The 13287-nt window shown below is 56.9% G+C and carries 9 protein-coding genes; 5 read left to right on the forward strand and 4 right to left on the reverse strand.

All coding sequences use genetic code 11. The features are described from left to right. The first annotated feature begins 152 nt into the window (after positions 1-152). The 4 genes from M2407_RS20190 to feaR all read left to right on the forward strand — a co-directional run bounded on the left by M2407_RS20190 (position 153) and on the right by feaR (position 6431). The gene (locus tag M2407_RS20190; protein ID WP_259219078.1) at positions 153-3089 is read left to right on the forward strand and encodes a condensation domain-containing protein; all 2937 of its coding nucleotides are present in this window, start codon (positions 153-155) and stop codon (positions 3087-3089) included. Positions 3090-3135: 46 nt separating this feature from the next. Beyond that, entirely contained in the window at positions 3136-4368 is a 1233-nt protein-coding gene (locus tag M2407_RS20195; RefSeq protein ID WP_201895698.1) for a YncE family protein, read from the forward strand. Between the two features lie 306 nt (positions 4369-4674). Further along, a complete protein-coding gene (locus M2407_RS20200) occupies positions 4675-5316 on the forward strand; it encodes a DsbA family protein (protein WP_259219088.1) in 642 nt (213 codons plus the stop codon). 200 nt (positions 5317-5516) lie between these two features. Then, the gene (gene feaR / locus M2407_RS20205; protein ID WP_020825392.1) at positions 5517-6431 is read left to right on the forward strand and encodes a transcriptional regulator FeaR; all 915 of its coding nucleotides are present in this window, start codon (positions 5517-5519) and stop codon (positions 6429-6431) included. Between the two features lie 200 nt (positions 6432-6631). Here feaR and M2407_RS20210 read toward each other — a convergent pair whose 3' ends face one another. From M2407_RS20210 to tehB, 3 genes are all read right to left on the reverse strand, one after another. After that, positions 6632-8131: an aldehyde dehydrogenase family protein gene (locus tag M2407_RS20210; protein WP_046374407.1), complete on the reverse strand. Its 1500-nt coding sequence runs from the start codon at positions 8129-8131 to the stop codon at positions 6632-6634. A 153-nt stretch (positions 8132-8284) separates the two neighbouring features. Then, positions 8285-8923, reverse strand: a complete 639-nt coding sequence (gene leuE, locus M2407_RS20215; RefSeq protein WP_142815820.1) for a leucine efflux protein LeuE — start codon at positions 8921-8923, stop codon at positions 8285-8287. 178 nt (positions 8924-9101) lie between these two features. Continuing rightward, positions 9102-9962 carry an SAM-dependent methyltransferase TehB gene (gene tehB / locus M2407_RS20220; RefSeq protein WP_259219097.1) on the reverse strand — a complete coding sequence of 287 codons (861 nt, stop codon included), beginning with the start codon at positions 9960-9962 and terminating at the stop codon, positions 9102-9104. Between the two features lie 283 nt (positions 9963-10245). Between tehB and M2407_RS20225 the strand changes: the two genes are divergently transcribed. Further along, the gene (locus tag M2407_RS20225) at positions 10246-11364 is read left to right on the forward strand and encodes a DUF1615 domain-containing protein (RefSeq protein WP_020825396.1); all 1119 of its coding nucleotides are present in this window, start codon (positions 10246-10248) and stop codon (positions 11362-11364) included. A 99-nt stretch (positions 11365-11463) separates the two neighbouring features. Here M2407_RS20225 and M2407_RS20230 read toward each other — a convergent pair whose 3' ends face one another. Beyond that, positions 11464-13140 carry an alpha-keto acid decarboxylase family protein gene (locus tag M2407_RS20230; RefSeq protein WP_259219105.1) on the reverse strand — a complete coding sequence of 559 codons (1677 nt, stop codon included), beginning with the start codon at positions 13138-13140 and terminating at the stop codon, positions 11464-11466. Positions 13141-13287: the final 147 nt, after the last annotated feature.

Below are 13287 nucleotides of genomic sequence, written 5' to 3' on the forward strand. Positions count from 1 at the left end.
CGATAGCAATCGGTCTGCAGCAGGGGCGTATTCACGCCTTGGATTGTTGGCGCTTGCGCGAGTTTGTCAGCGATCTGTGGTGGATACGCCCCTGTTTATGACCCGCGTTCCCCCCGAGGTTCCGGTATGGCCGGGCACAAGGAGATAGAGCAGTGAGCGGTTATTTTGACAATATTCTCAGCGATGACGAGGCCCAGCGTCTGGACCTGGCGTTTCAGACGCTGGGCGAGCGGGCGGCGGATGCCTCACAGCCATTGAGCGAAGCGGAAGAACTGGCGTGGTTCATGCACCAGCAGCGCGGCGACGGCGGCTGTCAGCAGGCGATGGCCTGGCGACTGGGCGGCGAGCCGGATATCGGCAGACTGGCCAGCGCGCTGGAAGCCCTGACCCGGCTGATGCCGGAACTGGACGTTCGTTACGATTTCGACGATGAGCAAGGCTTACGCAAACTGCGCGGCAACGCAACGCTGAACCCGGTGAGCATACAGCCTGTCGCGGACGCACAGCAGGCGGTAAGCCGTCTGTTGCAGGCGCAGGCGACGCCTCTTGAGTTGGCAAGCGAAGCACCAGTTCGTTTTCTGTTGTTTACCGGTGCCTGTTCGGTGCTGGGCGTCGTTGCCCACGATATTTTGGCTGAAAGTCTGTCGTGTCGACAATTATTGACGATGCTGTCGGCGCTGTATAATCGCCATGATCCCCTGCCAGTCCCGGACACTCTGCCGCCGGTTGCACTGAATACGCCATTGCCGGAAGCGACGGAGCTGGTTCTGCCGTGGCCACGCCATGCGACAGCGCTGCGGGACTACCGACAATTGGCAGCACAGGACGAGCGTCTGGCGCAGGCCGGGGTACGTATAGCGACCCGCGTGGCGCGCAAGATTTTGCCCGTAACCGATAACCCAACCACCTTACTGGCGGCGATCGCCGTTCGCTTTGGCCGCTTTATCGCCGCTCAGTCCGGCGGGCAACCGGTGCAGTTGTGCGTGCCGCTCGACGACGCACAACAGGCAAATGGCATGGACGGCTGGCAGGGCGCCAGCCGATTGAAACGCCTGACCTTGCAGCCTGCGGATCAGGAGGCGGAAAGCCGACTGCTGGCGCAGCAAACGGCGGAAGCGCCCAACCCAGAATTGGCTCAGCTTCTGGTGAGCTGGCTGGCGGATCCTTCGGTGGCGCTGCAGTTGGATGGGGTTAACGCTGAACGCCTGCTGTTACCGCCGCTGCATACGCCTTTTGAACTGATGCTGGCTTTGAGCCTGCCCGAGCCGGACTCGGTGGTGTTGGAGCTAGTGGCGGATCCGCGCCTGACCCCGCATGTCGCGCCGTTCCTGCTGGAGCAGTTCGTCGCTTATCTCGCCGGACGGACGATCACGACAGCCCTGCTGCCTGCCGCTGAGCAACCGTTGGCCCAGCCCGAAGCTGTCCTGGCGGGAGAGGATGCACAACAACAAGAAAATGATGAAATCGCTCAATTGATCCTGGCGGAATTCCGCGATGCCCTGGTGGCGCCGGACATGACCGTCGATGAAGATTTCTTCGATCGCGGCGGGCATTCGCTGGTCGCGACCCGCGTCATCGGTCGCTTGTTAAGCCTGCACCGTATCGAACTCAACATTAACGACCTGTTCAGTCACGCCACGGCCCGAGGACTGTCGGCCTACGCCAAACGTCAGGCTGTTACGGCACCGGCGGTACAAGCGCCCAATACGCAGCAGCGGGATGAGGTGGTCCAGGCACCGCTGTCGCTGGCCCAGCACTCCCTGTGGAAAGTGTACGAGGCCTTCGGTCACGACGAGATTTTCAATCTGCCTTTCGCCATCAATTTCCTCGATCCGGTGGATGAAATGGCCCTGCGTCAGGCGTTTGTCGACGTCATGACGCGCCACAGCGTATTGCGTTCACTGTTTATCGAACATCAGGGGGAGGTTCGCCAACAGGTCGTGCCTGCGGCTGAACTGCTCGATTACGAGTGGTTCCACTTCTCTCATGAAACACCGGCCGGTAACGCCAGCGAACTGTTGGCCAAGGCCGGCGACCACCGCTTTGATCTGACCCGCGAGCTGCCGCTGCGCGCTACCTTCCTGCGTGACGCGGCAACCGGCCGGCAACTGCTTTCGCTGCTGTTCCACCATGTGGTGCTGGATGAATGGTCGCTGAACCTGATGATGGACGAGCTGGGCATCGCCTACAGCCACCGTGTGGCTGGGCAGAAGCCGCAGTGGAAAGGTGAAGTGCCGCAGTTTTATGCCTTTGCCCGGCAGCAGCAGGCCGGCGGCGTCGCACAGCAACACCTGGACTATTGGCTCGATAACCTGCGCGATGCGCCGGTCGGTCAGCCGCTGTTCCAGCAGGAACCTTCGCACCATCCTGCAGTCCCGGCCGATGCAGACGTCAACGGCGGATGGCTGGAATTTGACGTCGCACCAACGGTGGCTGAGGGGTTGTACGCGCAGGCCAGGAAGAACAACGCCTCACTGTTCAACGTGGTCTACGCCGGTATCACTACGGCGCTGCGCCTGTTGGGCGGTCCGACGGATCTGCTGGTGGGGACTTCCACCTCCGGCCGTAACGACGCCGAGTTCTTTGACACCATCGGCTACTTCACCACGGTGGTGGTGCACCGGGTGCGCTTCGCCGACCAGTTGACGGTCGCTGGGCTGATTGACCAGGTGAAAAACACCATCAACGGTTCTATGCCTTACACCGATATTCCTATCGATCTGGTGGAAGAAGGGCTGTTTGGCGCTCATGCCGACCGCAAGAACCACATGTTCGAAGTGTTCATTCAGATCCACAGCCGTATCAAGCTGAACGGGGCATTTACCCTGCAGGACGGCAGCACGGTGGCCTATCGTCAGGTGGAGCCGGAGAAAACCGAATCGCTGCTCGGTTTGCAGTTTGAAGTGATGGAAGAAAACCTCGACGGCGTGAAATCCCTGCGCGTGATGATGACCTACCGTACCGATCATTACACCGCGCAACAGGCGGGGTTGATCGCTTCAACTATTCAGCACGTTTTCTCTCACTTTGCCCAACAGGCCGGCGGGGACATGCCACTGTCGGCCTTGCCGCCGGCGCCACAGCAATAACGTTGTTCACCCTAACTGACTTTATTACTTTCATGGAGATAAACGGATGTCTGGAACAATAGGAACACCCCGCGCTTTACTGTCGCTGTTGATTGCAACGTCGTTGGTGGTGGCCGGTGCGGCGCAGGCCCGTGACGCAGGGATCACTCAGCAGGATATCAAGCGCCAGCCGTTGTCGTCGGCGCTGGTGGAAATGGCCTACAGCCCAAGCCAGAAGTCGCTGTTCGTCAGCGCACCGGACTGGAAGGAAGAGGCGAAATCCCGCGTGTTGCGTCTGGATCCGACCACGTTGGCGGTGCAGGCGGAGATCCCTCTGCAGGTGAAGGGGTTCGGCGTAGCCCTGGATGATGCCGGCCACCGGCTGTATCTGACTCAAGGGTTCAATGGCTCGGTCGGCGTGGTGGATACCACCACCAACCGTGCGCTGGACAGCATTCCAGTGACCGAAAAAACGATGCTGGAGCAGACCTACAAGGAGGCCGGTATCAGCGGCAAGCGCCTGGAGTTCCTGCTCAAGGAGCTTAAGCGCTTCAAGATCACCGAAGACTACCAGTACCGCATCCGCGAAATGAAGTATGACGCGCAGAGCGGTCGCCTGTTCTTGCCGGGGTTGGGTTTTGGGGTAGATAGCGTGCTGTTTGTGGTCAACACCCGGACTCAAAAGCTGGAGAAAATGATCCCCGGTTTCGGCTACAACGCGGTGGGCATCACTCTGGATGAGAAAGGACGGCGCGTATTTGTCTCTAACATGCAGGGGCAACTGATTACCCTGAATGCCGATACCCTGGCGATCACCTCCACCAAAGAGATTCAAGCGGATCAGCTGCTGAACCTGGTGTACGACGGGAAGAATAACCGTCTGTTAGGGGTGGATCAGGGGATCGACCGCGACAACTACCGCAACACCCATCTTGAGCGCGACTACGTGAAGCGCAGCAGCGGTCACCGGGTGTTTGCGCTGGATGCGGACAGCGGCAAAGTGTTGGCCAGCGAACTGACCGATGAAGTGCCAATTGGCCTGCTGTTGGACGATCGCAACCAGCGTGTGTACGTCGCCAACCGCAAAGGGATCCGCGTCGATCATGGCGCAGGTACGTTGACGGTGTTTGATTCAAAAAGCCTCAAGCGCCTGCAAACCGTAGAACTGCCGCCGCACCCTAACAGCCTGGCGCTGGACACCAGCAACAACGTGTTGTTCGTGACGGTGAAGAATGACGGAGCCAGCACCAAAGCCGGCAAACCGGAAAGCGTTGTCCGTATTCAACTGCCAAAAAACTGAGTGTGATCCCGCTGCGTCAGTGAAGGCTGACGCAGCGTATTCTTGGCATAAGTCTTCTTGTCCGCAGTGAATCCATACTCACCAATGTTGTTATTAATTAACGGCATACTCATTTCGCTGCCGCCTCTTCTGAGGCGGTTGTGTACCATGACGTCTGGGGCGCAGAACGCCACTGACGGCCCGCATGGCCCCTTGATGTGAGCCAATCCCACATAAACACAAGGTAATAAAAACTGGTCTTGTTCCGATTATTTGATTATAAACACCGCCGTTAGGGACAATGTTCTCATCTGAATTGGAGTAGTTATGTTGGCTAAAGTTAATCGGTTGTTCGCCGGTGCGCTCCTGGCGCTATTGCTTCCTGCTGTCGCCGTGGCGGCGGATTACCGTGCTGGCGAGCAATATTCTCGCCTGGATAAACCGGTGGCGTCAGCCCCTGCGGTGGTGGAGTTTTTCTCTTTTTATTGCGGCCCTTGTTATCAGTTTGCCGAAACCTACCATGTGGCCAGCACCGTCAGCCAGGCGCTGCCTGAGGGCACCAAGCTGACCAAATATCATGTCGGCCTGATGGGCAAATTGGGCAATGAGCTGACTGAAGCCTGGTCGATCGCGATGGTGATGGGCATCGAGGATAAAATCGAAGGCCTGCTGTTCGACGAGCTGCAAAAAAAGCGCGCCATCAACAGTGAAGAGGATATTCAGCGGGTGTTTGCCGCCGCCGGCGTAGATGCCGCGGCCTATGAAAATGCGCGCCATAGCCTGTTGGTGAAGGGCTTGATTGCCAAGCAGAATGAAGCGGTGAAAGTGCTGGACGTACGGGCAACCCCATCGTTTTATGTCTCCGGCAAGTACAAAATCGATAATGCCGGAATGGCGAGCCAAAGCGTTGACGGCTATGCAAAAGAATACGCGGCCGTGGTGCGTTATCTGCTGGATAGCCAGCCTTAATCCTCCCGATTTTCCCGTTTTTATCAACCCGGCTACGGCCGGGTTTTTCATGTCTGGAGCCATAAGGCGCAATTTGTGATCCCAGCGCCAGATCCCACTGTCGGCATTGCTTGTATGTTACTGGATTGTTATGTTGATTTTCTGTTCATTGCCGCTTGCGGTTCGAACGCGTCCATCGCTGATGTGTGAAGGGGGGATCCATGGCAATTTCCGTACCGGTCAGGGAGGTTGGCTTCGAAGAGTGGTTGGCGAAAATCAACTCCGCCTGCGGCCGGTTCTGCGCCCGAACTCTGGGGCCGGGATTTAGCGGCGCGATGCAGGAGTTTCGTGCCCATGCGTTACGTATGAGCGTGGTGGATGCGACGCAAACCCGCCTGTATCGAACCCAAAAAGAAATTAACCGCAGCGACGGCTCGCATTTTTTCACGGTCTTTCAACTGCGCGGCAGTTCATTGATGGAGCAGGGTGACCGACAGGCAGTCTTGTCCGCCGGTGACGTCACGCTGATCGACGCTTCACGTACCAGCAGTTTTACCTTTCAACAGGACTCCCGCCAAATCTCATTACTGATGCCGCGCAGCTATTTTGAACGGTCGGCACGTTTTAGCGATCTGCAATTCGCACGACGGCTGGATGGGCAAAGCAGCATGGCGCGCCTCAGTCGGCAACTGGTCTTGGGCTGCATGCAGGACGCGCAGATGAGCGCACCGGAGAGCGAGGCGATACTCAGTGCCGTGGCAACTCTGTTGCGCCCGGCGCTGGTGGAACCTGAAGTGGGAGCGGAGGTTTTCCCGCAGGCTTTCACCCGTACGCTGGCGTTTATCGATACGCATATCCAGTCGCCGCAGTTGCGGCCTGAGTGGATCGCCGCTGAACTGGGTGTTTCGGTACGCAGCCTGTACCGGATGTTTGCCCGTCAGGGACTGGTGGTGGCGCAATATATCAAGCACCGCCGTCTTGATTTGTGCGCTCAGGCGCTACGCACGGCGCCTGAGCGGCAAAAGTTGGTCACTATCGGCCATGACTGGGGTTTTGCCGATCACAGCCATTTCTCCACCGCCTTCAAAAGCCGTTTTGGCGTTTCGCCCAGCGAATACCGCAAGCAGTATCAGTAGCGCCCTTAAGGCGCTACTCAGATTATTGACAAAGGGGGATAAAAGCGTGGTTTTTCCCCCTTTGAGTTATCAGCCGAAAATCAATAATTTGATTTTCCTGATCTATTTTCAAAACCTTTAGCGCCTGCTGACAAACATTTTATGTTTATCAGCAGTATCAGTAGCGCTCTGAAGGGCGCTACTGGCCATTAAGGCGCGGTTCAGTAACGAATGCACACCGATTTGGATTCGGTATAAGCATCCAGCCAGTCCGGGCCGAAATCACGGCCGCTACCCGATTGTTTGAAGCCGCCGAAAGGCATGTTGGCGTCGATCAGCGTATGGGTGTTGACCCACACCGTGCCAGCCTGAATTCGTGGCGTGAAGGCCATCGCCGCTTGCAGGCTGGTGGTCCACAGGCTGGCGGTCAGGCCGTAGTCGGTGTCGTTGGCTTTGCGCAACGCTTCTTCAGCATCCGCCACGCGGATCAGATTGACCACCGGGCCAAACACTTCTTCGCGCGTCAGGTTCAGCTTGTCGTCCGGGTTAATTACCAGCGTCGGCGGAATATAGAACCCTTGCGAGTCCGGCCCGGTCGCGCCGCTGATCAACTCAGCGTGCTTGGATCTGGCATCGTCCAGATAGGCCGCCACTTTATTGCGGTGGTCGCTGGAGACCAGTGGGTTGATCTGCGCACTGGCATCCATGCCCGGTCCAACGGACAGGGATTTCACCGCCTGCTCGAACCCGGCCACCAAAGTGTCGTAGATTGGCGCTTCAATATAAATCCGCGAGCTGGCGGCGCACACCTGCCCCTGGTTCAGGAAGCTGCCCGCCATCAGGCCTTCGATAACCTGCTGCGGGTCGGCATCTTTCAGCACGATGGCCGGGTTTTTACCGCCCAGTTCCAGCGTCACGCGTGTCAGCCGGTCCGCCGCTGCGCGGGCGATGCCTTTGCCGACCGGCGTGGAGCCGGTGAAGCTCACTTTGGCGATCAGCGGGTGTTCGGTCAGCGCTTTGCCGCAGCCGGTACCTTTACCCGTCACCACGTTGAATACCCCCGGTGGAATGCCGGCTTCGGTCGCCAGTTCAGCCATGCGCAGCAGGGTGAGCGGCGTGGTCTCCGAGGGTTTGATCACGATGGAACAACCTGCGGCCAGCGCCGGCATCACTTTCCACATACCGATCATCAGCGGGAAGTTCCACGGCACAATGCCGGCCACCACGCCAATCGGCTCTTTACGGGTATACACCTGATATTTGGCCCCCGGCGGCATGGGGATCGACACGTCCAGGGTTTGGCCGGTGATCTTGGTAGTCAGCCCGGCGGTGTAGCGCATCCAGTTCAGCGTGCAGCCTACCTCGAACATGCGGGCAATATTGATCGACTTGCCCTGTTCCAGCGTTTCCAACTGGGCCAGTTCTTCGGTGTGTTGTTCAACCAAATCGGCATAGCGCAATAAAATACGCTCGCGCTCGGCAGGTAAACGTTGCGCCCAGACCCCAGAGGTAAACGCCTGATGAGCCGATTGTACGGCGCGTGCGACGTCTTGCGCGTTGGCGTCGGCGGTGGAAGAGATTTGTTGTCCATTGGCGGGGTTATACACCGCCAGCCGGCCTTCGGCGGTGGAACCACACCATTGGCCGTCGATATACAGCCCATGATGACGATCGAGAAAACGCGAAACGCTGTCCATCACTGCTACGTTATTGTCAGGCATACGCCCTCCTGTCAGACAAAAAAGGTCGCTATCGTTAACCTTAAAAGTCTATAGCAGGCAGAGAAAGAGGGCTTTTGTCTGTCTGACATTCGGTTTGTCGTGCGTGACAGAGTAGAGAAAACGGCTGAGGGGATCAGCCGTTAATGCGGCGAACTAGGAGCTGAGGGTAGCCAAACGAGTGGCGAAGCCGAGGAATAGCAGGCCGATCAGGCCATTACCCAGTTTTGCCAGGCCTTTCTTATGGTTAAAGAAATGCGCCAGCATCGCGCCGGAGAAGATCAGCGTGGTCATGTAGATAAAACTGACCGATTCGAGGATCAGCGCCAGAATGGTGAACGACAGGCCGGTGTGCGCATAGTTGAAGTCGATAAACTGCACGAAGAACGACACGTAGAACAGGATCGCTTTCGGGTTGGTCAGGCTGAGCGTCAGCGATTTGCGCAGGATGCTGTGGCCGCCTTCAATCTGTTGTTGCTGCGCCGTATTTTTCTGGATAAAGGTGGCGTAGAGAATTTTCGCACCGAGGAACAGCAGGTAAATTGCGCCGAGAAAACGCACCAGGGTAAACAGGAACGGCGTGGTACGGATCAGTGAAGCCACGCCAATATAGGCGCAGAAAATCAGGATCGCATCGCCGATAAACACGCCCAGCGCGGCGGTATAACCGGCACGTACGCCACGTGTCACACCGGTCTTCAGTACGTACAGCGTATTCGGGCCTGGCAGAATGATGATAAATACCACCCCGGCCAGATAGGTCCAAAGATTCAGGACGCCAAAACTCTCTAACACAATAACCTCTCCATGCGCGGAACTGACAGCCAATAACACTGGCTACACCCGTAGCCGGGCGCGATCCTAACGCCGCAGCGGCGGGTTGGCAACGTATTAAACTTCATGTTGTTTGCCGTATTTTGCTACAGGTCGGCGCCAGTCAATACTGCATCGAGCGGCGCCAATTGAAGGGATTTTAGGGTTTACGCGCCAGCAGCGTGGCAAAGCGCAGCGAAATGCGGTTACCGGCGGCGTCGGTTTTGTGCAGTTGGCCGACATCCTCGTTGTACTTCAGGATTTCCCAGTCGGCGTAATACTCCTTAAGCTCGCCCGGTTTAAAGGTGAAGGGGAAGGGCAGACTGCAAGGGTAATCCGGAGTATCCATCGCGGCGACAATCAGGTTGTAACCGCCGTTCAGGGTGCTGTCCTGCATGTTTTTTACCAGCCCTGGAATTCGCTCGCGGCTGAGGAACATAAACACCACGGTGGAAAGAATAAAGTCGTAATCGCCGTTGAAGGTGTGAGCATTGAGGTCTTGCACGCTGGCGCGAATGTGCGTCAGTCCTTCGCTATCGATGATGCTATTGAGGTTGTCGATCGACGGGCCATGTTTGTCCCAGGCGGTGACGTCAAAGCCTTTCAGATTGAGATAGAGCGAGTTGCGCCCGCCGCCGCAGCCCAGATCCAGCGCTTTGCCGGGTTTTATGCGCTGCACGGCTTCGATCACCTCGGAATGGGTGCGCGTCAGTTGGTGCTTTTTGTGGTAGTAATCTTCCGGTGAACAGTAGAAAGCCAGTTGGCAGGTCATATCATCGGAAAATGAAACGATGCGGTGCCATTGCTGTGGTTCGATAAACGGCGGCTGGCTCTCAGGGCTGAACTGCCAGGTTTCGGTAGTTTCGCCCTCTTCGGTCATCAACGCAAAGGTCAGGGTGCCGCTCAGCAGCGTGAGTTTGGCCCAGGTGCCGCTTTGGGTGTTGTGCTTTTGCTGGAAACTCTCCGGCAGCGTCACGCTGTTCCATACCGGCAGGGTTTTATAACAAAGCAGCTCATTCATGCGTCTCTCCTTAAATTTTGCGTTGCCCCAGTGTGGGCGAATAAAATGATTTTATATGTTGCATATAAAATACATGTTTATCGGTTCGTTGAAAATGCCCGCGATCATGAAAGGTGTGATTAGAAGTGTGCAAGGCAAGATGCTTAACCCCACGGTCATTCCTTTAAGGTGTATTTCCTGGCAGACGCCTGCTCTCAGCTCCGAATCAACACATTTAGACTGGATCGGGGTCCGCTGCTGGGCTAACGTCACTGCAGTGTATGTCAAAACGATCAGGGAAAAGATGCCAATTCGCCGTTTTATCAACCCGATGACCTTGCGTCCGTTGAGCCTGGCCGCGCTGCTGGTGCTGGCCGGTTGTACCACGAAAACCACCACGACTTCACCGGTGCAGCGCCCGGCTGACGTCAAAGCTCAACTGGTGCGCTTGATGCCGGCTAACACCGCCGATCGCCAGGGCTGGGCCACCGATATCACCGCCGCTTTTGCCGCACAGGGTATCGAGCCCAGCGACCAAAACCTGTGTTCAGTGCTGGCGGTAACCGAGCAGGAGTCGACCTTCCAGGCCAATCCGCCGGTGCCGGGGCTGCCCAAAATCGCCTGGAAAGAGATCGACCGCCGCGCTGATCAGTTACATATTCCCAACTTTCTGGTGCATACCGCTTTGCTGATCAAATCATCGAACGGCAAGAGCTACAGCGAGCGTTTGGATAAGGTGCGCACCGAAAAAGACCTGAGCGATATCTTTGACGATATGATTGATTCGGTGCCGATGGGGCAAAAGCTGTTTGGCAGCCTGAACCCGGTGCATACCGCCGGGCCGATGCAGGTCAGCATCGCCTTTGCCGAAGCGCATGCCAAAGGTTATCCGTATCCGATCGACGGCTCGATCCGCCGTGAAGTGTTCAGCCGCCGCGGCGGCATGTATTTCGGCATTGCCCACCTGTTGGGTTACCCGGCTGACTACAGCCAGCCGATCTACCGTTTCGCCGACTTCAATGCCGGTTGGTACGCCAGCCGCAACGCCGCTTTCCAAAGTGCGGTCAGCCGCACGACGGGCATTCCGTTGGCACTGGATGGCGACTTGATTAACTACGGCACCGACAAACCTGGCACCACCGAGCTGGCGGTGCGTACCCTCGGCAAGCGGCTCAATATGAGCGACTCGGCAATTCGCCGGGCGCTGGAGAAGGGTGACCTGCCCGAATTTGCCGATACCGACCTGTATGAGCGGGTGTATGCGCTGGCAGAGAAAACCACCGGCAAGAAACTGCCGCGGGAAATGCTGCCAGGCATTCAGTTGGAAAGCCCGAAAATTACCCGTAAGCTGACCACCGCCTGGTTTGCCAAACGGGTGGATGAGCGGCGCCAACGCTGCATGACGCGCGCTTCGGCAGGTTAAACCTGCGGCAACACCCGCTGCTGCAAAGTTTACAGCGGCAGGTGGTGCAAGGTCTGGAGGGATCCGCCGCGCATTGAGCTACGGCGGATGTTGACGCGGTTAAGCGCGACGCGGGTTGGTCAAGCCGAAGTTAAAGTTATTGCAGCGGTTGCAGAATTCCTTCATCACCGGCGGGGTGTCCATCATCGGCACCTTAACTTCGATAAAGGCCAGCCGATCCTGACGCGAGGCGTGTTCCAGCGCCAATTCCAACTGGTGGGTAGTTTCTACCGCCACGCTGAACGGCTTCGCCTGGGTATTGAACACCGCCGGCAGTTTGGCGTAGTCCCAGGGGCCGATATCGTTGTACGACGAGTTCTCGCCAAGAATATAACGTTCGATGGTGTAACCATCATTGTTAATCAAGAAGATAATCGGCTTCTGGTCGTAGCGCAGCAGGGTGGAAACTTCCTGAGCGGTCAGTTGGAAAGAACCGTCGCCAATGAACAGCAGATGCCGGCGGTCTGGTGCGGCCATCATGGTCCCCAGCAGCGCCGGCAGGGTATAGCCAATCGAGCCCCAGATCGGTTGATTGACCACCTGAACACCGTCCGGCATACGCATGCCGCCAATCGCCGCGCCCGAGGTGCCATTCTCCACCACAATTACGTCATCGGCGCGAATAAAGCGTTGTATGCGTTGCCATAAATAAGCCTGATCGATAGGGGCATCGCTGGGCGTTGCCAACCGATGCCGCGCTTCAGGCAGGGGCGTCGGCGGGTGGCCTGTTACCTCTTCACCCAGTGCCAGCAGCGCCTGCAACAGGTCGGTGGTCGCCACTGCCGGATAAGAGGTGGTGCCCAGCTTCACGGAGAACGGCTGAATATCAATTTGCGCGTCAGCCGGGATCTGGTGCGAAAAATACCCGGTTGTCGAGTCCACCAGGCGAACGCCAAAGCTCAGCACGCAGTCGGCGTGCGCCATATGTTCATAGAGTTCGGGGCGCGAAAGGTTGCCGCTGTAACCGCCCATCCAACCCGGCGTGGTTTCCGGAATGATGCATTTGGCCGTCGGCATATTGGTGAGGGGAATGGCAAATTTATGTGCGACCTCGATCACTAATTGCTGCAGTTGAAAGCGATCCACCATTTGGTCGACCAGAATAATCGATTTCTTTGCCTGTTTTATTCGCGCCAGCAATGCCATGGCCGCCAACTGGACATTATATTGGTCGCTGGCTGGCAATTGCGGCGCGACCATTGCCTGAGTGATTTCAATTTCCACATCACAAATATCAGAAGGTAACTGTAAATAAACCGGTTTCTTTTCCGTCCAGGCACGGGAAATAACGCGAGGGATCTCCATCGCCGCATTTTCTGGCGTGATCAACGCTTGGGCGACGGTGAATTGTTTAAAACAGTTCATGACGTTATCAAAATTGCCGTCCGCCAGCGTGTGGTGCAGCAGCTCATGATTTTTCATTGCGTGCAGCGGCGGGGTACCGGCCAGACAGACAACCGGTGCGGACTCGGCGTAAGCCCCGGCAATGCCGGACAGCGCGGCCAGATCGCCGACGCCGTAGGTGGTGATCAGTGCCCCGGCCCCTTTTAACCGTGCATAACCGTCGGCCGCGTAGGACGCATTCAGCTCATTGCAGTTGCCAATAAATTCAATATTGCTGTCGTGCTCGATCAATTCCAGCAGCGCCAGATTATAGTCGCCGGGTACGCCATAAATACGATCGATGTTCAGGGTGCGGAGCTGTTGCAGGATGAATGCCCCGATAGTAATTTTCATGTGTTTCTCCGGATTTTTTATCTTTCTTTTATCAGGCAGAGAGCAGCAAATAACTTGCTGGCGATGTTGTGCTATGAGCAATTCAATAAACGTTCAGCCCTTGCAGACCGGGTCATGCTCGTTAGCTTTAACAATTATTTAAACTAT

Origin of the sequence: Serratia sp. BIGb0234 (assembly GCF_024809915.1) — a bacterium.
Classification (GTDB): Bacteria; Pseudomonadota; Gammaproteobacteria; order Enterobacterales; family Enterobacteriaceae; genus Serratia; species Serratia liquefaciens.

Bases quoted from the DNA above. Each gene is read 5' to 3' on its own strand.
- M2407_RS20225 (WP_020825396.1), top strand. From the start codon at position 10,246: ATGCCAATTCGCCGTTTTATCAACCCGATGACCTTGCGTCCGTTGAGC.
- M2407_RS20195 (WP_201895698.1), top strand. From the start codon at position 3,136: ATGTCTGGAACAATAGGAACACCCCGCGCTTTACTGTCGCTGTTGATT.
- tehB (WP_259219097.1), bottom strand. From the start codon at position 9,962: ATGAATGAGCTGCTTTGTTATAAAACCCTGCCGGTATGGAACAGCGTG.
- M2407_RS20210 (WP_046374407.1), bottom strand. From the start codon at position 8,131: ATGCCTGACAATAACGTAGCAGTGATGGACAGCGTTTCGCGTTTTCTC.
- M2407_RS20200 (WP_259219088.1), top strand. From the start codon at position 4,675: ATGTTGGCTAAAGTTAATCGGTTGTTCGCCGGTGCGCTCCTGGCGCTA.
- feaR (WP_020825392.1), top strand. From the start codon at position 5,517: ATGGCAATTTCCGTACCGGTCAGGGAGGTTGGCTTCGAAGAGTGGTTG.
- M2407_RS20230 (WP_259219105.1), bottom strand. From the start codon at position 13,140: ATGAAAATTACTATCGGGGCATTCATCCTGCAACAGCTCCGCACCCTG.